This is a genomic window from Anaeromyxobacter sp. Red801, assembly GCF_049201065.2.
In the GTDB taxonomy this organism is placed as follows: Bacteria; Myxococcota; Myxococcia; order Myxococcales; family Anaeromyxobacteraceae; genus Anaeromyxobacter.
The window spans coordinates 3,048,516-3,067,633 of the sequence record NZ_CM181236.1; the positions used below are offsets into that span (position 1 = coordinate 3,048,516).

Consider the following 19,118-nt stretch of genomic DNA (forward strand, 5'->3'; position numbering starts at 1 on the left):
AGCCCACCCCCCGTCCGTGGTATGAGGGGCGCGCAATGGCCCGCGCGCGATGGGAACGCCCGGAGGAGCACGACCACGTCCTCCTCCTCGCCGACGACGACGACCTCCACCTCGAGGTCGTGAAGCGGCACCTGGAGTCCGTTCCGGGGCGGCAGCGCGCCCAGGTGCTGGGGCGCTACCCGCTCTATCGCATCCTGGTGGCGCGCAACGGCGAGGAGGCCCTGCGGCGCGCCACGGCGCAGGTGACCGCCGTCGCGGTGGACCTCGTCATGCCCCGCCGCAACGGCCTCGAGGTCATCCAGGAGCTGCGCGCCCGGCGCCCGGACCTCGCCATCCTCGCGTTCACGGCCGGTGCCCCTGCCTCCGAGGCGGTCGCGGCGGTGATGGCCGGCGCGGACTTCTTCCACGAGTACCGGGACGAGCCGGAGCCGCTCGCATTCGAGCGCGCCCTGGAGCTCGCGCTCGACCGGCGCCGGCTCACGCGGCTCATCGAGAAGGGCGAGGCCGAGGTGGACGAGGCCCGCGCGCGCCTGTCGCAGCTCTCCGGCGACCTCGCCCGCGCCATGCCCGGGTTCCGCCCGCCGCAGGCGCGCGAGGACGTGCTCCCGTTCAAGGAGGCTGCGCGGCGCTACCTCACCGCTTCGGCGCGCCTCTTCGAGGGGGACAGCCAGGGCCTGGCGCGCGCGCTGGGGATCTCGTACTTCGCGCTGAGGCGACTTCTCGCACGGTATCAGGTGCCCCTTCCGTCCAGGTCGAGGAGACACGGGACAACCTCGCGGTAGAAACGCCCCGCGAGAGGTGTTATTTCTCTCGGTGTGCGGAACCCGCAGTCCGGGTTGCGGATTCCGCAAATCACCCACCGTGACACCGCAGGGAGCCACCATGGCCGCACTCGCCGACAAGTTCGCCGTCAACCTCAAGAGCGAACGCCTCCGCCGCAAGCTCTCCCAGGAAGCCCTCGCCGCCAAGGCCGGGCTGTCCGTCTCGTACATCTCCATGCTCGAGCGCGGGCAGCGGACGCCGCCGCTCGACACGCTCGAGTCGCTGGCCAAGGCGCTGTCGGTCTCGCCGACGTCCCTGCTGTCCTGATCCACCGGCCCGCGCGCGCGGCGCGGCCCACCGCGTCGCGCGCCCGCCGGGCCGCGCACCGCTCCCCCCACCCGCGCCCGTCCACGTGGCGTCCGCCGCGGAGATCGCTTATGTTCCCGCGGTCCGCCGGTCCCGCCCCCCGACCGGCCTCCACCTTCGAAAGGACGTCGGCGTGGCGCGAATGGTGATGTGCAAGAAGCTCGGCCGTGAGCTGCCGGGCCTCGCCTACAAGCCCTTCCCGAACGAGCTCGGCCAGCGGATCTACGACTCGATCTCGCAGGACGCCTGGAAGCTCTGGCTCGAGCACTTCAAGATGATCCTCAACGAGTACCGCCTCGCCCCGGCGGACCCGCGGACCACCGAGATCCTCTACCAGCAGGCCGAGCAGTTCTTCTTCGGCGAGAACGCGCAGCTCCCGCCCGACTACCGGCCGCCGCCGTCCAAGGGCTAGCCGCCCCGCCGGCGCGGCGGGCGAGGTGACGCGGGAGCGCACGGTGCGGCGTCCGGGCGAGATCCTCCTCGTCTCTACCTACGAGCTCGGCCACCAGCCGCACGGGCTGGCGCTGCCGCTCGCCTTCCTGGAGCGGGCCGGCTTCGCGCCCGCCTGCCTCGACCTCGCGGTCGAGGCGCTCGACCCGGCCCGCGTCGCCGCCGCGCGCCTCGTCGCGATCTCCGTCCCCATGCACACCGCGCTGCGCCTCGGGCTCGAGGCGGCCGCGCGCGTGCGGGCGCTCCACCCGGCGGCGGCGATCGCGTTCCACGGCCTGTACGCGCCGCTCCACGCCGATCTCCTGCTCGCGGCCGGCGCGAGCGCCGTGCTCGGCGGCGAGTGCGAGGACGACCTCGTCGCGCTGGCGGTCGCGCTCGAGCGCGGCGAGGACCTCGGCCGCTTCGTCCAGCGCGGCGGCGACGCCGCGCCGCGGGCCCGGCTGGACTACCCGGTCCCGAGCCGCGCCGCGCTCCCGGCCCTGTCGCGCTACGCGCGCCTCGCGGCGGCCGACGGGACGCTCCGGGTGGCCGGCTACGCCGAGGCGACCCGCGGGTGCAAGCACCTCTGCCGCCACTGCCCCATCCCGCCGGTCTACCGCGGCCGCTTCGTGGCGGTCCCGGTCGAGACGGTGGTCGAGGACGTGGCCCGGCAGGTGGCGCTCGGGGCCGCGCACGTCACCTTCGGCGACCCCGACTTCCTGAACGGCCCCACCCACGCGCTCCGCGTCGCGCGCGCCGTGCACGCGCGCTTCCCGGCGCTCACCTTCGACTTCACCGCCAAGGTCTCGCACCTGGTGGCGCACGTGGACGCGGTCGCCGAGCTGGCCCGGCTCGGCGCGGTGTTCGTCACCTCCGCGGTCGAGGCGCTCTCGGATCGCGTGCTCGCCGCGCTCGACAAGGGCCACGACCGCGCCGACGCCGTCGCCGCGTTCCGCGCCTGCGCCGCGGCCGGCGTGCCGCTCCGCCCCACGCTGATGCCGTTCACGCCCTGGGGGACGCTCGACGACCTGGTGGACCTGCTCGACGTGCTCGAGGCGGAGGGGATGCTCCCCAACCTCGATCCGGTGCAGCTCTCCATCCGGCTGCTCGTGCCGCCCGGCTCGCTCCTGGAGCGCGCGCCCGGGATCGCGTTCGAGGGGCTCGACGCGGCCGCGCTCACCTGGCGCTGGCGCCACCCGGATCCGCGCATGGACGCGCTCCAGCCGCGCATCGCCGCCGAGGTCGAGGCCGGCGCCGCGCGCGACGCGCCGCCGCTCGAGACCATCGCGCGCGTCCGCGCGCTGGTCCTCGCCGCGGCCGGGCTCCCGCACCGCCACGTCCGCGTGCTCGCGCCCGACCAGCGCCGCGTGCCGCGCCTCACCGAGAGCTGGTTCTGTTGAGCAGAGCCGACCCGGAAAGCTCTCCGGTTCGGAGAGAAAGACGACGGGCCGGAGTTCGAAGTTCACCAGCCGGCGATGGAACGCCGCGGTTCAACAGTTGTTTTCCGCGACTTCGATGTGCCGCCTGAAACAGACAACCACGATGAGTGAACACGGCGCATCCGAACCGCTCCGGTCCTCAACGAAACCAAGTATGACGTCTCGACCCGTCCGACGTGACCGCGCCATACCACGGGCACGATGACGCCGCGCGCGTACGCGCGCCGGACTAGGGAGCGACCGCTCTGAACCAGTCGCGCAACACGATCCGAACCCGCTCGACCTCCTCGATCGGGACTACATTCATGTGGCACGTGATGTTCCGAAGGTGCGCGACATGGCGTGCCTCTTGAACAAGCGAGCGGTCGCGCAGCACTTCCTCGAAATCTTCCTTCCAGAGATGTTCGATGATCCGGAGTAACTGGGGGTACGTGGTCAGCGAAATCTTGTCCCGCGACCCGAGGCCCATCCAGAACTTCGTCTCCTCGTTCTCTTCTAGCTTCGCGACCTCCGTTTGGACGTCCGGCGGAACGCGAGTCCACCAGTTCTCCTTGTCCTTCTCCGAGAGGACGCCCAGAACTAAGTCGCGCAGGTACTGCTCAAAGACAAAGAACAGTCTGTAGACCTCGGCCGCTCTCGATGCGTCTCGGACTTCTGCCGGCAGAACGACCGCAAGGTCCAGCGAACCAGAGATGCGGAGAGACTCCGGAGGGACGGTTTCCGGATGAGCGTGCGCTACTCGACGCGCGGTCTGCCCAAGCATGAGGAACATCGCCAACCTGTCGCGATCCATCACGAGAACGTCCGGCGGATAGCGTTGAAGATGTTCAGGTAGGTCTCTTCCGTCCCGTTCGATGGAAGATGGACTTGGATGTTGAAATGGAACTCCGACCGCATCCCCTTGGGAACCGTGACGGGCATGGGAGGTTCTGCCCGAAATGGCGCGGCGGGTGACTCGCCCCCGTTCACCTTCTCCGGAACATCCGGAGACGAGTCCCCGCTTGCCACGCCGGAGAAGTCCGCGACCTTCACGAGAGCGTTGTACGTGCCGACGATCCTCTTGGTCATCGACTCGTCTGAGCCCGCGACCTGAGCGACAAGCCCCTTGATGCTCTCGAGATCGAGCTTGTGCGCGTCTTCGTTTGAATCGTAAAGCGGCGCGTACGCTCTCCGAATGCCTTCCGCGATCGCAGCCTTCGCGACCTGCCGGTTCTTGAGCCTTCCGTACTCCGGTGTGGGCCTGCTGCTCGCCGGATCGAGAAAGCCAAGAGTCTTCAGAAGCCCGATTAGCTGCCGATCGCCGGCGCTCTTCAACCCAATCGTCTCCGATAGGTAACGGGTGGTGAACGCATCCGGCGCCTTGGCCGAGGCGATCCGGTCGAACAGCACTCCAACGTTTTTGTAGCTAGCCAGGTAGGGAAGGTTTGCGGGCATCCGAGTCAATTACACCCTCCGTCCGACACTCAGTACGGGACGCGATGTGCCAGACGTGACCGCGCACCGAAATACCGTAAGCCTTTCCACTATTTACGCTGGGTTTACTTGAAATCCCCGTTGGATGGGAGCCAACGGTCCGTCAGGTCGACGGGCTCGGCGGCGACGGACGCGGGTGATCGCGGGCGCGCGCGCTCAGCGGCGGCCGCGCGCGGCCCAGGCGCGGGCGCGGAGCGGGATCGTACCGTCAGGCGCCACCGGGAGCGCCGCCCGGAACGCGTCCCGCAGCGCCGCGCGGCGATCCTCGGGGAGCGACATGGCGTAGGCGGGCGCCGGCCCCTGGCCGGCCAGGAACGGCGCCCAGCACTCGGCGAAGTCGCGGAAGACCGTGGGCACCTCCACCGCGCGCACCTCGACGCCCGCGAGGCCCGCGCCCTCGAGCAGCGCCGAGAGCGGCCCGGGCGCGCAGATCGGGAACCGCACCGCCTCGTCGAGCGCCGCGGCCGCCGGGTCGAGCGCGCGCGCCGCGTCCCAGAAGCGCCGGATGTACTCCATGCCGTCGGCGTAGTCCCAGACGTACAGCGCCACCGGCGCGCCCGGCCGCGCCGCCCGGGCCAGCTCCGCCACCATGCGCGCCGGCTCGGCGACGAAGTTCAGCACCAGCGCGGAGGCCACCGCGTCGAACGCGCCGTCGCGGACCGGCAGGACCTGCGCGTCCGCGGCGACGAAGGCCCGGCCGGCGCCGCCGGTGCGGCCGCGCGCGTGCGCGACGAAGCCCAGCGACCGGTCGAGGCCCACGACCACCGCCGGCGCCGCCTGCGCCGCGATCGCGTCGCCGAGCGCGCCGGTGCCGCAGCCCGCATCGAGCCAGCGGCCGCGCGGTCCCGCCCCCAGCCACGCGACCACCTCGCGCGCGACGAGCCGGCTCCACCGGCCGATGTACGCCTCGTAGCCGGCGCCGACGTCCCAGACGTCGTGCGCCGAGGGATCCGCGGACATGCCCTCCCCTTGCGCGGGAGCGGTCCGGCGCGCACGTCCCGGATCAGGCGACCGGCAGCGGGGCCCGGATGTCGAACGACAGCCGGCGGTGCGCCTCCCGGAGGGTGCGTTCCACCTCCTCCGGCGTCTCGCCCTTCGCGAACAGGAAGCCGAGGTAGCTGTCGCCCTCGGGGAGCGGCACCACCTCGCGCCCCTCGGGCACGGTGATCACCACGTCCTCGACGCCGGGCACCGCCCGCGCGTCGTCCACGCCCCGGACGCCGTGGAGGATCCCGCGCCGCGGGATGGGCAGCATCATCACGCCGGAGGCGCGCGCCTCGCGCCGGAGCTGCTCGAGCGGCAGGCCCATGGCGTGCGCCACCAGCACCTCCTCCAGCGAGAGGCCCGCGCCGAAGCGCAGCGTGCGCGAGCAGAGGCCGCCGATGGAGCGCGCCGCGATCTCCAGCACGACCGGGCCCTGCGGCGACAGGCGCAGCTCCGCGTGCACCGGCCCCTCGCGCAGGCCGAGCGCCGCGGCGCCGGCCGCGGTGATCCGCTCCACCTCGGCGCGGAGCGCGGCCGGGTGGCGCGACGGCGTCACGTAGATCGTCTCCTCGAAGTAGGGGCCGTCGAGCGGGTCGGGCTTGTCGAACAGCGCCAGGACCTCGAGCCGGCCGCCGCGCAGCAGCCCCTCCAGCGCCACCTCGGCGCCGGGCACGAACGCCTCCACCAGCACGCTGCCCGCCGACTCGCGCTCGCGGGCGCGCCGCTCGACGCGGGTGTCGTGGAGGAGGCGCTGGATCCGGCGCCAGGCCGCCACGAAGCCGGCCGGATCGTCGGCGCGGATCACGCCGCGCGACGCCGAGAAGATGAGCGGCTTCAGCACGCACGGGTACGGGGCGGCGCGGGCGGCCGCCTCCGGGTCCTCGTCGAGCGCGTGGAGGTGGAACCCGGGCACCGGCACCCCCGCGTCGCGGAGCGTGACGCGCATGGCGTGCTTGTCCGCGGCCCGGCGCGCGGCGACCGGCGGGTTGTAGGGCAGCCCGAGCCGCTCGGCCGCGAGCGCGGCGATGACGGCGGTCGGGTCGCTCCCCGGCACGATCCCGGCGATGGGCCGCGTGCGGGCGGCCTCGGCGATCTGGTCGGCGGCGTGCTCGGGCTTGCGGTAGTCGAGGGAGAGGAGCCCCGCCTCCGGACCGAAGGTGTCCTCGATCTGGTGGCAGCGATCGCTCCCGACCAGCAGCGGGACCCCCAGGCGCCGGGCGGCGTCGCGAAAGTCGTCGAGGCGGTAGCTCGTGGTGGGGACGAGGAGGAGCAGCGCTCCGTTCGGCGTGGGCATGGCGCCGGAGTTTATGCGGCCGGACGGCCGCGCGGGCAACCGGCACGCCGTCGGGCCGGATCCAGGCCGCGGCCGGCGATGGCCGGGCGCCCGGGGTCAGCCGCGGCGGGACGGGTGCGCCGCGCCCGCGGGCGGGACGGCCAGGCACTCGTCGCGCTGCTCGCGCTGCTGCCGGAGCGGCGCGGCGTACACGTCCTCGAACAGGCTCTCGCGCGCCGGCGGCGGCAGCGCCTCGACCCGGGCCACCGCGGCGCGGATCTCGTCGTCGGCCTCGCGCAGCAGGGCCGCGTGCGCGCCCGGGGCGAGCGCGCCGGTCCGCTCCAGGTGCACGCGCAGCCGCTCGAGCGGGTCCCGTGCGCGCCAGGGCGCCACCTCGGCGTCGTCGCGGTAGCCGCGCGGATCGTCGGAGGTGGTGTGCGGGCCGACGCGGTAGGTGACGCACTCGAGGAGCGTGGGCCCCTCCCCGGCCGCCGCCCGCGCGCGGGCGCGGCGGGTCGCCGCGTGCACCGCCAGCAGGTCGTTGCCGTCCACCCGCTCGCCGCGCACGCCGTAGGCGATGCCCTTCTGCGCGATGGTCTCCGCGGCCGTCTGCTGCGCGGTGGGCGTGCTGATGGCCCAGCCGTTGGCGCGGCACAGGAACACCACCGGCACCTCGTGCACGCCGGCGAAGCCGAGCGCGGTGTGGAAGTCGTGCGTGCTGGTGGCGCCGTCGCCGAACCAGGTGAGCGACACCATGTCCTCGCCCTTCAGCCGGGCCGCCCAGGCGGCGCCGACCGCGTGCGGCAGCTGGGTGCCGAGCGGCGCGCTCACCGACGTGTAGTGGCCCGGGCGCCAGGTCTCGTGGCACGGCATCTGCCGGCCGCGGGCGAGATCGCCCGCGTTGCCGAACAGGTTGCAGAGGAACGCGTCCAGCGGGAGCCCGCGCAGGAGCGCCGCGGCGTGCTCGCGGTAGCACGGGAAGAGCCAGTCCTGCGGCGCCATGGCGGCGGCCGCCCCCACCACGCACGCCTCCTCGCCCTCGGCGCCGACGTAGAAGCCGATGCGGCCCTGGCGCTGCAGCGCCGTCATGCGCGCGTCGAGCGCGCGGGCGCGCACGAGGTGCCGGTGCAGCTCGAGCGCCTCCTGCGGCCCGAGCGTCGCGTGGCGCGGGTCCGCGTCGCCGTGGTCGTCCAGCACCCGGAAGATCGGGAACGCCGCCTCCCACCCTCCCGCGGCGTCCGCCGCCATGCCGCCGCCGGCCGGCAGGCTGCGCGACGGCGACGGCGACGGCGACGGCGCCGGCGCGGGGACGGCGCGTACGCGGGGGACGCGGGGACGGCGGGGATCGGCCTTCTCGGGACGTACGGTGGAACGCACGGTCCGACCCTAGCGGCGAGGGCGAGCATAAGTCCAAGTGATTGTGGTGATGTAAGCATCACACGCGTTGATAAGATGGCGCGCCCGCCCCCGGAGGACGTCCGCATGGATCTCGCCCAGCTGGAGCTGCTCGCCGCCGTCGCCGAGGAGCGCAGCTTCACCCGCGCTGCGGAGCGCCTCCGGCGCACCCAGCCCGCGGTGAGCCAGGCGCTGCGCCGGCTGGAGGAGGAGGTCGGGGCGACGCTGGTGGACCGCTCGTCGCGGGACGCCAGCCTCACCGCCGAGGGCAAGGTGCTGCACGACTACGCCCAGCGGATGCTGAAGCTGCGGCGCGACGCGGGCGAGGCGCTCGAGGCGCTGCGCGACCTGCAGCGCGGCACGGTCGCGGTGGCCGCCAACGAGTACACCGCCACGCACCTGCTCCCCGTCCTCGCGGAGTTCCGCCGCCGCCACCCGCGCCTGCGCGTCGAGGTGCACCGCAGCCTGGCGCGCGACATCCCCACCGCGGTGCTCGGGCGCGACGTCGAGCTCGGCGTCGTGACCTTCCGGCCGTCGCAGCCGGGCCTGGTGGCGCAGCAGATCGCCACCGACGATCTGGTGCTGCTCGTCCCGCCCGAGCACCCGCTCGCCCGCCGCGGCACCGTGTCCATCCGGCAGCTCGGCGGCGAGTCGTTCCTCGCGCACCACGTCCGCTCGCCCAACCGCGAGCGCGTGGTGAAGGCGTTCGCGCGGCACCGGACCCCGCTCGACATCGTGATGGAGCTGCCCACGCTCGACGCGGTGAAGCGGCTGGTCGTCGAGCGGGTCGGCGTCGCGCTCATGCCCGCCCGCGTCGCCGAGCCCGAGCTCGCCCGCGGCGAGCTGGTCGGCCTGACCGTGCGTGAGATGCGCTTCCCGCGCCCGGTGCTGCTGGTGCACCGTCGCGACGCGCCGCTCTCCCGCGCGGCCGAGGCGCTGCTCGAGTGCGCGCGGGTGGCCGCGCCGCGCGCCGCCGCGCGGGCGGGGTGAGAGACCCGACCCGGCGCCGATCCGTGGGCGAGGCGCGTCGGCGAGGTATGCTCCCGCCATCGCCACGACGCGAACCTCGAGGCGGCGCATCGACACTGCGGGGGGGGCACCGCGCAGCGCTCCTCGCGAGCGACGTCTGCGGCTGCTTCTACTGCCTCGAGACGTTCTCCCCGTCGGAGATCCAGGAGTGGATCGACGAGGACAAGGCCGGGGTCGGCCAGACCGCGCTCTGCCCGCGCTGCGGCATCGACGCGGTGATCGGGTCGCGGTCCGGGCTCCCCCTGGACCGTGAGTTCCTGTCGAGAATGCACGCGTACTGGTTCGGTCGCTGACCATCGGTTTCAGAGGCGCAGGGCGGCTCTGGCCGGCAGCCGGCGCGCCGACGGGGCACACTCGGGGCACACGAAAGAAGACGGCGGTCAGGATTTTTCCTCAGCGGCCACTTCAGCGGCCACTTTGCCCATAAGCCTAGCAGTCACGCGAACTTGCCAGGCTGTCGCGGGATACGCGAGCGGCTCCCGGGGAGTTCGGGGGTCGTTCTGGGGGTATGGCGCGGGTACGCCGCTGCGCCGACGGGCTCCCCTCGCGAGGAGCCCAGGGCCTGATCTATGCGGGGTCGCCTGATCAACCCCAAGACGTCGGGCCATGCTCTACAATTGGGGCCCATGACGCCGATCGAGATATTCGAGAAGGTCGATGCCTTCTACCGGACCTCCTGGGACCATCTGCTGATCTTCGGATCGGTTCTCGGCCTGGTCATCGGCCTCATAGTTCCGCTGCTCCTCACGTTGTACCAGCGCAGGCTTTTCAAGCTGGAGGAATCAGCGGTCACTCAGACCGTCAAGATCCAGGTCGAGCAGGCGAAGTCCGCGCTCGCCGAAGCGTACAAGCAGGACCTCGCGTCCATTCGAAGCGAGATGGAGGCTAACGCCGCCGCGATCACGAAGAAGGTCGATGACGCACTGGCCCTTCTTCGCACGGAGCACACAGCCGAGTTTGCGACGATGAAGGAGCGGCTCGACCGCGATGCGGCGCGGCTGACTGGCGCCGTGTTTCACGTCCAGGGTGCGATGCTCGCCGAACAGAAGTCTTACATCGGCGCGATGGACAGCCTGCTCGATGCTGCGCTTTCACAGGCAAGGGCTGAGGACGAACTGAATCTCGGTCGAACCACTCGGGTCATCACCGAAGACCTCCTCCCCAACTTCACTAAGTCGCTGCTCTCGGGTTGGCCGGGAGATTTCGTTGCCAGGCTGGAGCGTCTGGAGGAGGTGCTCTCGGATCTCGACAAGCGCGGTCGGTGGCAAGACCGGATCGTTGACCTGCGCACAGCGAAGGAGCAAGCGTTAGCTAGGGAAAAGCCGACCGCTGTCGCACCGACGGCACCCCCCGCCGCCGCGTAGAAGTCCCCGGACCCCGTCAGCGCTCGGTCGGGATAGCGCCCCGGCCGTCGAGGTAGTTCATCGGCAGATGTAGAGCGACAGGATAACTGACCCCCTTGCGACACAACTTCTGACCCCCTCCCGCCTTCAGCGAGGAGGTGGAGATGGTCAGCGAAGTGGCGGCCGTGGCACCCCAGACGATGGAGGTGCCGATGGTCGAGGCGGAGGCGGTCAGGCAGATGCGGGACCTGGCGGCGAAGGGTTGGGGCGCGAAGCGGATCGCGCGCGAGCTGGGGCTGGCCCGCAACACCGTGCGTCGGTACCTGCGCGGCGGCGCCGAGGCGGAGGTGCAGCGGCACCCGACGCAGCAGCGGCTCGACGAGGCCCGGCGTGGCGAGGCCGTCGACGCAGCCCAGGTCCTCGAGGGCTTACCCGAGCGGGAGGACGGGCTCGTGTTCGGGCTGATCCCCGACGCGCGCCGCGCGTTCGCTGCCGCCGCGAAGGCCGCCGGTGTCGAGCGCGTGTGGCTTCACTTGATGCGCCACGTCGGCGAACCGAGACCGGCCGGGCTGGCGCGAGCCTCGCAAATCTGATGGCGTTCGGCGGGTGGGCGTCGCCGCGGATGGCGCACCGGTACAGTCACTCCGACCACCGACGGCAGCTCGAGATTGCGGAACGGAGGGAGGCGGCCCGCACGCGGACGGTCACGCGGCCGAACTCATCGAACGGGTAAGCCACTTGGGCGCAACCACGGTCCAGCCGCGTACAGGGTGAGGAGCGTTCGGACGCGACGCTTCGTCGACGATCTCGGGTTCCTCGTCGAGTTCGATTTCGATCCTCGTCAGGTGGCGGATCTTGCGTTCGTAGAGCGTCTTTAGTCCCTTCCCGGACAGCGAAAGCACGCGCGACTCAATCACTTCGCGAAAAGGCATAAGCGCCTTCTCTTCGCGCCCTAACGACACGTTCATGAAGGACGAACTCTCGCCCAGGAACCAAGCCGGAATCTTCACTGCGGCATTGAAGTCGACGGCCGCGTCCGGCACGGTCCCCGTGGGCTGCAGAAACATCAGTGAGCCGTTGTCCCCGGCACGGACCGAGTCCTGCTGCTTTGCGCTCAGCGCGTTGAGCGGACGCACCAACCATCCGCACACGTCGCCTTGGCGATCGATGTCGCAGCCGTGCGACTCGATCATGACCGCCTGCACCTTCAGCAGCGAGAGGACGGTCGGCGGCTTCACGAATACCTGTTCGTTCGCCTCTTGCCGCGCAAGAACGTTCTCGATACGAACGTAGCTCTTCTGCACCTCTGGAAGCGTGCGCTCACAGAGTTCGCAGACAGCCTTCTCTCGGACGCGCTTGTTACACCCCGGGCAGAGGCGCTTCGTGGATTCCCACGACAGAACCTGCGGCGTCCGATCCGCCAGTACGAGTTCAGGGACAAGGACCACATCGCCCTGGTACAGGGCGTTACTCGGCGCGGCTCTGTACACAACAACGTTCCTTACGGTCCGTGAACCTGGTACAAGCCATCCGGGAACGCATCGTCCGAGCCTGAGCCAGCAGAATCCGCCACCGCAACGACTTCGAGATCGTGCGGCGCAAGCTTACCCTTAACGCGGAAGCCCTTTTTCACATCGCGCTGTGTAAGCGACCCGGCGACCCTTGCGCTGCCCGTCGATTCGGTTCGCCGGACCGTGTGGACGCTGTCCACGCTAGCAACCTGCCCCTGAGAGAGCCAAAGCGCGGCCCCCAAGGTGACGCCGACCATTGCGCGAGAGACGTAGAAGCGCACTTCGCGAGGGCGACGTGCTGCGCCCCTGGTGCCCTGCGCGCGAGGGCCGGGCCTCTCGCCGAAGCTCAACTCGTTAATCTCGACGTCGAAGAGTGCCATTCGCCTACTCCGCGGGAATCTTGCGCCGCAGTTCCGGCTCAGCTTCCAGAATCGCCCTGCCCACACGCATCATTTCCGTCATGAGCAGTAGCGCCACGTTTGGAGTCATCGCGACTCTGACGCCGGACACGGTCGTATGAATCGGCTCTCCACGCATGGCCCGCCGAGCCGTGTATGCGTCTAGGTGCAGCAGATCTACAGAAAATTCGTCTTCGCTCACGGCCATCAAGGTAGCGTTCGCGCGAACGTGCGCTTCCTTGTCCGCCGCGACAGCGACCGGCATTGCAGTCAGCTCGCGGTAGCCGTCCGACTTTAAAATGCGTTGAACCGTCTGGATAAACGGCTCCCCACTGTCCCCGGGCTTTTCGATAGAGGGAAGGGTCTGAGCGCAGAATGGGAACAACGGGATGGTCACGTTCAGCGCGTACGAAAGGACCGGATGCTCGGGGTCCGTGTACAGCTTCTTCTTCCCAAAGATGATCGTCACCCCGTCGTCAGCACGACCGACCCAGACGTAGTCGGCGACGATAATCCGCTCGGGAACGTAGTCGTCATCCGCGACGCGCACGAGGAAGCCGTTCCCGTCCTTTTGGACGTCTAGCCGCGTTCCTCCACGCGAGGCCGTTTTGCCCGGATACCGAATTTCCTGTTTCACCAGCGCGCTCCCAAGATTCGGCCGGTCGGATGTTACCTGAACCGCAGCCCCGATACTGACCCATTAGGGCCGCGAACACTTCGAGCGGTCCGCCCAAGTCCCAAAAAAAGAAAACGGGCGGCTAGAACTAGTCTAACCGCCCGTTTTTACTGTGGACCCGACCGGGATCGAACCGGTGACCTTCTGAATGCCATTCAGACGCGCTCCCAGCTGCGCCACGGGCCCGAAGATCTTCTATGTCGTGCTGCCTGCGGGGCTCTCGCGCTCCAGCTCCGCGAGGTCCCGCTCCTGCTGCTCGAGCCGGAGCTCGAGGTCCTGCGCCTGCTTCACCACCGCCGCGAGCTCGGCCGGCACCGTCACCCGCCCGGCCCTGGCCAGCGCGCCGAAGCGCTCGCCGAGGTCGCGCAGGGCCCTGTCCAGCGCTCGCCGGGTCGCGGTCCGGTCCAGCTTCCGCTTCCCGATCTGCGATCGGAGCACCAGCCGATCCCGCAGCGCTTCGAAGAGCTTCCCTGCCACTCGCGTTCCCGCCCGGCCATCGAGGACCGCTCGGGAGGGGCAGTGATTAACGCGAGGGCGGCGCGGCAGTCAAGGCCGTTGTCGCCTGCCGCGGCCGGGCTCCGCGCGGATGGGCGGCGCCGTCACACCGCTGTCCTCGCGCAGCGTCACCCGGCCGCTCGGGCCCGGCCCGCGGCCGCGCCGCGCGCGCGGAAAGCGCCCGCGATCCCGCGGTCTCCGCGCCGGGCGCTCCCTCCGCGGGAGGAGGTGGCACCGCCGTTGCTACCCCGGTCCTTCCGGAGGTGTCCCATGCGGCTCACCGCTTCCCTGCTCGCCCTCTCGCTCGCGCTTCCGCCCGCCCTCGCGGCGGCGCGGGACGATCGGTCCACCGTCCGCGGCAGCGCCCGCGCGCCGGCACGCGGCGGCCCACCGCGCGGCGGCGCGGCCGGTCCACGCGGCGGCTTCCGCGGCGGCGGTCCGGTGGCGGCGCCGGTGCCCGGCGCCATGCCGGCGCCGTACGCCCGCGGCGCGCCGGCGGCCCCGCGCGCCTACGCGCCCGGCGGCTACGCCTACGCGCCCCGCGGAGCCGCCCCGTACGCCACGCGCGGCGCGCCCGCGCCCTACCGCGCCGCCCCCGCGCCCTATTACCGCGGCGCGCCGGCGCCCTACCCGTCGGCCCCGGCGCCGGGCCGCGGCGGCTATCGCGGCGGCTACGCCGTCGCGCCGGGCGTGGCCGTCGTCGCGGCCGCGCCGTTCTGGTGGGGCTGGGGCTGGGGCTACGGCTACTACCCGCTCTACCCGAGCCCGTACGGCGGCCCTCCGGGCACCGTCGCCGGCGACGGCAGCGGCGCGTACTACCCGCCGCCCGCGCCCGACCCGGTGACGCTGCGCCTCGACGCGCGGGTGGCCGCCGTGCCGGACGGCTACACCGGCGGCGTGGCCATCGCGATCGAGACGCCGACGCTCGGCTTCAACGCCAGCGTGGACGGCCTGGAGCGCGACGGGCTCACCCGGCTGCCGGGCGCGAGCGGCGACGCGCTGGGCTGGGGCACCGCCCACGTCACCTGGGCGTTCCTCTCCGAGCCCTCCGTCCAGCTCCGGCTGGAGGCGGGCGGCTCGATGCTCTCGATGCCGCGCACCGGCGCGTTCGCGGACAAGACGCACGCGGGTGACGTGTCGTTCGGCCCGGACGTCGGCGTCTCGGGGCAGCTCGGGCTCATCGGGCCCATCGGCCTCGAGGGGCACGCGCGGGTCACGCCGCTGCCCATCGCGGTGACCGACTCGCGCGCCGCCGTGGCGTTCCGCGGCGGCCCGCTGGCCGTCACCATGGGCTGGCGCGCCATCCACGTGTTCGGCGACGGCACCGAGGCGCCCTCGGCCGACTTCACCGGGCCGGAGCTCGGGTTGTCCTTCCGGTTCTGAGGCCCGGCTCACGTCGACGGGATCACCCTTCGACTCCGGCCGCGCCTGCCGGCGCGGCCTGCGCCCAGGGTGAGCGGATCGAAGGGCGCGGCGGAGACGAAAACGAAACGGCGGGCCCGGCGCGATGCCGGCCCGCCGTTCGCGTCCGGACGGGACGCGGGGCTACTTCTTCGAGGACTTCGTGGCCGCCTTCTGGCGCTTCTTGCGCGCCTTCCACTGCTGGCGGCGGCGGGACTTCATGCGGTTGTGCTTGCTCTTCGAGTTCGCCATGCGTCCTCCTGGAAAAGGGACCGCGAAACGCGGGGCGCCCTGTATACCACGGTCGCCGGCCGCGGGCCGCGCCTACCCCTCGCCGGACCCCCCGCCGTCGGGGCGCGGTCCCGCCCCGTCCTTCCCCCGCGCGCCCGCGCCCCGAGGCTCCTCCCGGCGCGGCTCCGCCGCCTCGCGCTTCGCCTCCTGCGAGTCGCTGCGCGCGTCCTGGCGCTCGATGCGCGTGGGGCTCCCCTGGCCCGCGCCCGGCCCCGCGGCGCCGGGCGGGCGGGCGGGCCGCGCCATGCCCTCGGCGCCGCGGACCGCGGTCGGCTTCGCGGCCGAGGCGGGCGGCGCGGTGCGGGACCGCGCGGCGGCGTCGGGCCCCGGCGGCCGCCGGCCGCGCATCGGGGGAGCGGCCGCCTGGCGCGCGGCGTCCGCCTGCCAGGTCGTGACCATCTCCTTCACGTCGTCGAGCGGCAGGGCCTTGCTCACGTTGCCGTTCACGCCCTCCATGTCCCGCGCCATGCAGAGCGCGTTCAGGATGGCCTCCTCGGTCGCCTCGATCACCGCCTCGTAGAGCGGGTCGAGCCGCTGGTCGAGCAGGATCTTCATCCGGTAGACCATCTTGTTGGTCTCGCGGGGCACCTGGTTGGCGGTCGAGAACGCCAGCACGATCTCGCCGGAGCCGTGCATGGCGGTGGAGCCGACGCGCCCGATGCCGAGCGCCGCGCGCTTGGCGAGGCGGTTGAGCTGGTGGGTGATGAGCGGCGCGTCGGTGGCGATCACCGCGATGATCGACCCGTAGTTGCGGGTGCGCCGGTTGGCCGGGCGGTAGCGGGCCTCCAGCACCTCGCCCACCGGCAGGCCGCCGATGCGGAGCTGCCGCATCACGCCGAAGTTGGACATCACCAGCACGCCCACCGTGTAGCCGCCCAGCGTCTCGGGGAGCTTCCGGCTGGAGGTCCCGATCCCCGCCTTGAAGTCGCAGGTGATCATGCCGGTGCCGCCGCCGACGCTCCCCTCCGGCACCGGCCCGTCGCTGGCGGTCCGGAGCGCCTCGTAGACGTGCTCGTCCTTCACGTGCCGGCCGGCGATGTCGTTCAGCCACGAGTCGTCGCACTCGCCGACGAGCGGGATGATGACGTCGTGCTCGTCGCCGATGCCGGGGTAGCGCTCCACCATCCACTTCACCGCCGCGTCCGACACGGCGCCGACCGACAGCGTGTTGGTGAGGAAGATGGGCGTCTCCACCAGCCCCCACTCCAGGAGCTGGGTCATCCCGGAGACCTCGCCGGCGCCGTTCAGCACGAAGCCGCCGCCGACCACCCGGTCCTCGAACACGTTGGTGGGGTTGGGGAGGATCGCGGTGACGCCGGTGCGGACCGGCCCCTTGCCCACGCGGAGCGGGCCGGCCCCGCGGGTCACGGTGGAGTGGCCGACGCGCACCCCGGCGACGTCGGTGATGGCGTTCCAGCGGCCCGGCTTGTAGCGGCCCAGCGAGATGCCCAGGTCGCGGGCGCGACAGCGCGGCTCGTTCGGTGCGGTCTCGGGCATGCGAAAGACTTACGCCACCCGCCGCCCCGGGCGAAGCGGAAATCCCGCCCGGGCGCGGACGGCCGGTCCGGCCGCGGGGCTCCCGCCGGGGCGCGGCGCCGATCAGTGCCGGTGCGGCGCCTGCGGCCGCCGCTCGCCGGCCTCGCCGCCCGTCCCGCCGTTCCCGCCGGCCGGCGCCTCCCCGCCCGGCGCGCCGTTGCCCTGCGGCGTGGCCGCCTGCGCCTCGCGCTCGGCGGCCGCCTGCGCCCGGCGGGCTCGCTCCCGCTCGCGCTCGCGCTCCTGGTACCGCCGGATCGCGAACGAGAGGATCTCGCCGATGAGCCCGCGGTAGTCCATGCCGGCGGCCTGCGCGATCAGCACGAGGTCCGACCAGCCGGGCGCGAGGCCGGGGAGCGGGTTGCACTCGATGAAGTGGATCCGCCCCTCGGCGTCCATGCGGAAGTCGAGCCGCGCCACGTCGCGGCAGCCGAGCGCGGTGAAGCACTCGCGCGCCGCCTTCTCCAGGCGCTCCAGCTCGCGCGGCGAGAGCTTCGCCGGGACCTCGTAGCGGATCCGCTCGTTCCAGTCCTGCTTCATCTCGAACGAGTAGATGGGCGTGGGGTCCTGCGCGTCGAGGAACACGATCTCCATGGGGGGGAGCACGCGCGGCCGCCGCTCGCCCAGCAGGCCCACCGTGAACTCGCGGCCGGAGACGTAGCCCTCCGCCAGCGCGGGCTGGCGGTACTTGGCGATGAGCTCGCGGGCCACCTCGCGCAGCTCGAGCTCGTCGCGGACCACCGACTTGCGGGTGACGCCCTTCGACGTGCCCTCCGCCACCGGCTTCACGATGAGCGGGAAGGTCAGCTCGCGCGGCAGCCGCTCGTTGCCGGTGTTCAGCACCAGGTAGTCGGGGGTGAGGATCCCGTGGGTGCGCACCATGCGCTTCGCGAGCGCCTTGTCGAGCGAGACCGAGAGCGCCGCTGGATCCGAGCCGGTGTACGGGATGTCGAGCAGCTCGAGCAGCGACGGCACCTGCGACTCGCGGCTGCGCCCCTTGAACCCCTCGGCGATGTTGAAGACCACGTCCACCGGCGTGGAGGCGAGCTGCAGCGGCAGGTCCTGGGTCGCCTCCAGGTCCACCACCTCGTGGCCCCAGCTCGCGATGGCCTCGCGGATGGCCTGCAGCGTCTTCGGCGAGTCGTACTCCGCCTCCTCGTCCTGCTCGCCGCCGGGGTCGGGGGTGACGCGCTTCACGTTGAAGCTGAAGCCGACCTTGAGCCGCTCGGTGCGCCGCGGCCGCCCGCGCCGGGCGCTCTTGTCCACGATGTTCCAGCGCTGCACCGCGCTCTGGATCACCGCCCCGAGCACCGCGTCCTCGTGCAGCCCCTCCAGCGCCGCCGCCGCGTAGATGCCGGCGCCGGGCTCCAGCGAGGGCAGCGCGTTGATCTCGAGGAAGTACAGCTCGCCGTCGTCGCCCAGGCGCAGGTCGATGCGCCCCAGGTCGCGGATGCCGAGCTCGCGGTAGACGGTCTCGCAGAGCTGCTGGATCCGCTCGGCCTGCCCGCGCTTCACCTTGGCGGGCGCGCGCACCGACACCGCCTTGTCGAGCCTGGTCTTCAGCTCGTAGTCGTAGATCGCGTACTTGCGGCCGGCGGTGACGGCGGGGTCGATGAGGTACTCGACCGGCTGGAGCACGCCGTGCCGGTCCGGCGCGGCCGCCTCCAGGAACGGGACGGTCAGGTCGCGCCCGACCACGAACTCCTCCACGAGCAGGCCCGCCGGGTAGCGCGCCAGCCCGTCCTGCACCACCTCGTGCAGGCGCATGGGATCGTCCACCACCGAGTCCTGCGTGATGCCCTTCGAGCTGCCCTCGAAGTTCGGCTTCACGATGACCGGGTAGCGGAGCGCGTTCACCTGGAGCTGCCAGGGCTCCTCGACGTACTGCCAGCGCGGCGTCCGGACGCCCTTCTGCGCCAGCACGAGCTTGGTGAGCTGCTTGTCGAGCGTGACCGCCAGCGCGTACGCGTCCGAGCCGGTGTACGGCATGCCCAGCTCGTCGAACAGCGCCGGGAAGAACGCCTCGCGGAAGCGCCCGCGCCGGCCCTCGGCGGTGTTGAAGATGAGGTCCGGCCCGAACGCCTCGAGGCGCGTCACGGTGCGCGACGCCGGGCCGGAGACCTCGATGCGCTCGACGCGGTGGCCGAGCCGCTCGATGGCGCCGGCGAGCGCGTCCACCGTCTCGCGGGTGTCGAACTCGGCCTCCTCCTCGGAGTCCGAGATCCGGAGGTTGTGCGTCAGGGCGATGCGCATGGGGAGACCTCTCCCGGCCCGTGGGGACGCGGGGCTCGAGGCGGGACGGCGCTGGCTGGTGGAGGCT

Annotated in this window: 18 protein-coding genes, 1 tRNA gene and 1 pseudogene; 8 read left to right on the forward strand and 12 right to left on the reverse strand. The window is 72.1% G+C overall.

Going from position 1 to position 19,118, the window contains the following annotated elements:
- The first annotated feature begins 35 nt into the window (after positions 1-35).
- The 4 genes from ACOQFB_RS14050 to ACOQFB_RS14065 all read left to right on the forward strand — a co-directional run bounded on the left by ACOQFB_RS14050 (position 36) and on the right by ACOQFB_RS14065 (position 2,957).
- Entirely contained in the window at positions 36-782 is a 747-nt protein-coding gene (locus ACOQFB_RS14050; protein ID WP_059437986.1) for a response regulator, read from the forward strand.
- Positions 783-882: 100 nt separating this feature from the next.
- A complete protein-coding gene (locus ACOQFB_RS14055; RefSeq protein ID WP_011421488.1) occupies positions 883-1,089 on the forward strand; it encodes a helix-turn-helix domain-containing protein in 207 nt (68 codons plus the stop codon).
- Between the two features lie 172 nt (positions 1,090-1,261).
- Positions 1,262-1,540 (forward strand): oxidative damage protection protein, encoded by a 279-nt coding sequence (locus tag ACOQFB_RS14060; protein WP_012525478.1) that lies wholly within the window; start codon positions 1,262-1,264, stop codon positions 1,538-1,540.
- A gap of 43 nt (positions 1,541-1,583) precedes the next feature.
- Entirely contained in the window at positions 1,584-2,957 is a 1,374-nt protein-coding gene (locus ACOQFB_RS14065) for a CUAEP/CCAEP-tail radical SAM (seleno)protein (protein ID WP_421610589.1), read from the forward strand.
- 268 nt (positions 2,958-3,225) lie between these two features.
- Here the strand turns inward: ACOQFB_RS14065 and ACOQFB_RS14070 are convergent, their stop codons facing one another.
- From ACOQFB_RS14070 to ACOQFB_RS14090, 5 genes are all read right to left on the reverse strand, one after another.
- Positions 3,226-3,789, reverse strand: coding sequence for a Swt1 family HEPN domain-containing protein (locus ACOQFB_RS14070; protein ID WP_421610590.1), 564 nt, complete (start codon positions 3,787-3,789; stop codon positions 3,226-3,228).
- On the reverse strand, positions 3,789-4,430 hold the full coding sequence (locus ACOQFB_RS14075; RefSeq protein WP_421610591.1) for a DUF5343 domain-containing protein: 642 nt from the start codon (positions 4,428-4,430) through the stop codon (positions 3,789-3,791). The genes ACOQFB_RS14070 and ACOQFB_RS14075 overlap by 1 nt, the downstream gene beginning before the upstream one ends.
- 195 nt (positions 4,431-4,625) lie before the next feature.
- The gene (locus ACOQFB_RS14080) at positions 4,626-5,429 is read right to left on the reverse strand and encodes a class I SAM-dependent methyltransferase (protein ID WP_421610592.1); all 804 of its coding nucleotides are present in this window, start codon (positions 5,427-5,429) and stop codon (positions 4,626-4,628) included.
- A gap of 43 nt (positions 5,430-5,472) precedes the next feature.
- Positions 5,473-6,747: an ATP-grasp domain-containing protein gene (locus ACOQFB_RS14085; RefSeq protein WP_421610593.1), complete on the reverse strand. Its 1,275-nt coding sequence runs from the start codon at positions 6,745-6,747 to the stop codon at positions 5,473-5,475.
- A gap of 96 nt (positions 6,748-6,843) precedes the next feature.
- Positions 6,844-7,974: a thiamine pyrophosphate-dependent dehydrogenase E1 component subunit alpha gene (locus ACOQFB_RS14090; protein WP_421610594.1), complete on the reverse strand. Its 1,131-nt coding sequence runs from the start codon at positions 7,972-7,974 to the stop codon at positions 6,844-6,846.
- 234 nt (positions 7,975-8,208) lie between these two features.
- Between ACOQFB_RS14090 and ACOQFB_RS14095 the strand changes: the two genes are divergently transcribed.
- The 3 genes and pseudogenes from ACOQFB_RS14095 to ACOQFB_RS14105 all read left to right on the forward strand — a co-directional run.
- Positions 8,209-9,111: a LysR family transcriptional regulator gene (locus ACOQFB_RS14095; protein ID WP_421610595.1), complete on the forward strand. Its 903-nt coding sequence runs from the start codon at positions 8,209-8,211 to the stop codon at positions 9,109-9,111.
- A gap of 665 nt (positions 9,112-9,776) precedes the next feature.
- The gene (locus ACOQFB_RS14100; protein WP_421610596.1) at positions 9,777-10,514 is read left to right on the forward strand and encodes a hypothetical protein; all 738 of its coding nucleotides are present in this window, start codon (positions 9,777-9,779) and stop codon (positions 10,512-10,514) included.
- A 143-nt stretch (positions 10,515-10,657) separates the two neighbouring features.
- Positions 10,658-10,897: pseudogene (locus tag ACOQFB_RS14105) on the forward strand (helix-turn-helix domain-containing protein); the annotation flags it as partial.
- 300 nt (positions 10,898-11,197) lie between these two features.
- Here the strand turns inward: ACOQFB_RS14105 and ACOQFB_RS14110 are convergent.
- From ACOQFB_RS14110 to ACOQFB_RS14125, 4 genes are all read right to left on the reverse strand, one after another.
- Positions 11,198-11,797 (reverse strand): hypothetical protein, encoded by a 600-nt coding sequence (locus ACOQFB_RS14110; protein WP_421610597.1) that lies wholly within the window; start codon positions 11,795-11,797, stop codon positions 11,198-11,200.
- A 591-nt stretch (positions 11,798-12,388) separates the two neighbouring features.
- The gene (locus ACOQFB_RS14115; RefSeq protein ID WP_421610598.1) at positions 12,389-13,039 is read right to left on the reverse strand and encodes a hypothetical protein; all 651 of its coding nucleotides are present in this window, start codon (positions 13,037-13,039) and stop codon (positions 12,389-12,391) included.
- Between the two features lie 152 nt (positions 13,040-13,191).
- A tRNA-Ala gene (locus ACOQFB_RS14120) sits at positions 13,192-13,264 on the reverse strand.
- A gap of 9 nt (positions 13,265-13,273) precedes the next feature.
- Positions 13,274-13,555: a hypothetical protein gene (locus tag ACOQFB_RS14125; RefSeq protein WP_421610599.1), complete on the reverse strand. Its 282-nt coding sequence runs from the start codon at positions 13,553-13,555 to the stop codon at positions 13,274-13,276.
- Positions 13,556-13,843: 288 nt separating this feature from the next.
- Here ACOQFB_RS14125 and ACOQFB_RS14130 point away from each other — a divergent pair, with 288 nt between their 5' ends.
- Positions 13,844-14,956 (forward strand): hypothetical protein, encoded by a 1,113-nt coding sequence (locus ACOQFB_RS14130; RefSeq protein ID WP_059437998.1) that lies wholly within the window; start codon positions 13,844-13,846, stop codon positions 14,954-14,956.
- Between the two features lie 162 nt (positions 14,957-15,118).
- On the opposite strand, the gene ACOQFB_RS14135 is transcribed toward ACOQFB_RS14130, so the two are convergent.
- The 3 genes from ACOQFB_RS14135 to ACOQFB_RS14145 all read right to left on the reverse strand — a co-directional run bounded on the left by ACOQFB_RS14135 (position 15,119) and on the right by ACOQFB_RS14145 (position 19,051).
- Positions 15,119-15,226 (reverse strand): aminopeptidase, encoded by a 108-nt coding sequence (locus ACOQFB_RS14135; protein ID WP_193388360.1) that lies wholly within the window; start codon positions 15,224-15,226, stop codon positions 15,119-15,121.
- Between the two features lie 72 nt (positions 15,227-15,298).
- Positions 15,299-16,762 carry a DmpA family aminopeptidase gene (locus ACOQFB_RS14140; RefSeq protein WP_421610600.1) on the reverse strand — a complete coding sequence of 488 codons (1,464 nt, stop codon included), beginning with the start codon at positions 16,760-16,762 and terminating at the stop codon, positions 15,299-15,301.
- Positions 16,763-16,864: 102 nt separating this feature from the next.
- Positions 16,865-19,051 carry a D-alanine--D-alanine ligase family protein gene (locus ACOQFB_RS14145; protein WP_421610601.1) on the reverse strand — a complete coding sequence of 729 codons (2,187 nt, stop codon included), beginning with the start codon at positions 19,049-19,051 and terminating at the stop codon, positions 16,865-16,867.
- Positions 19,052-19,118: the final 67 nt, after the last annotated feature.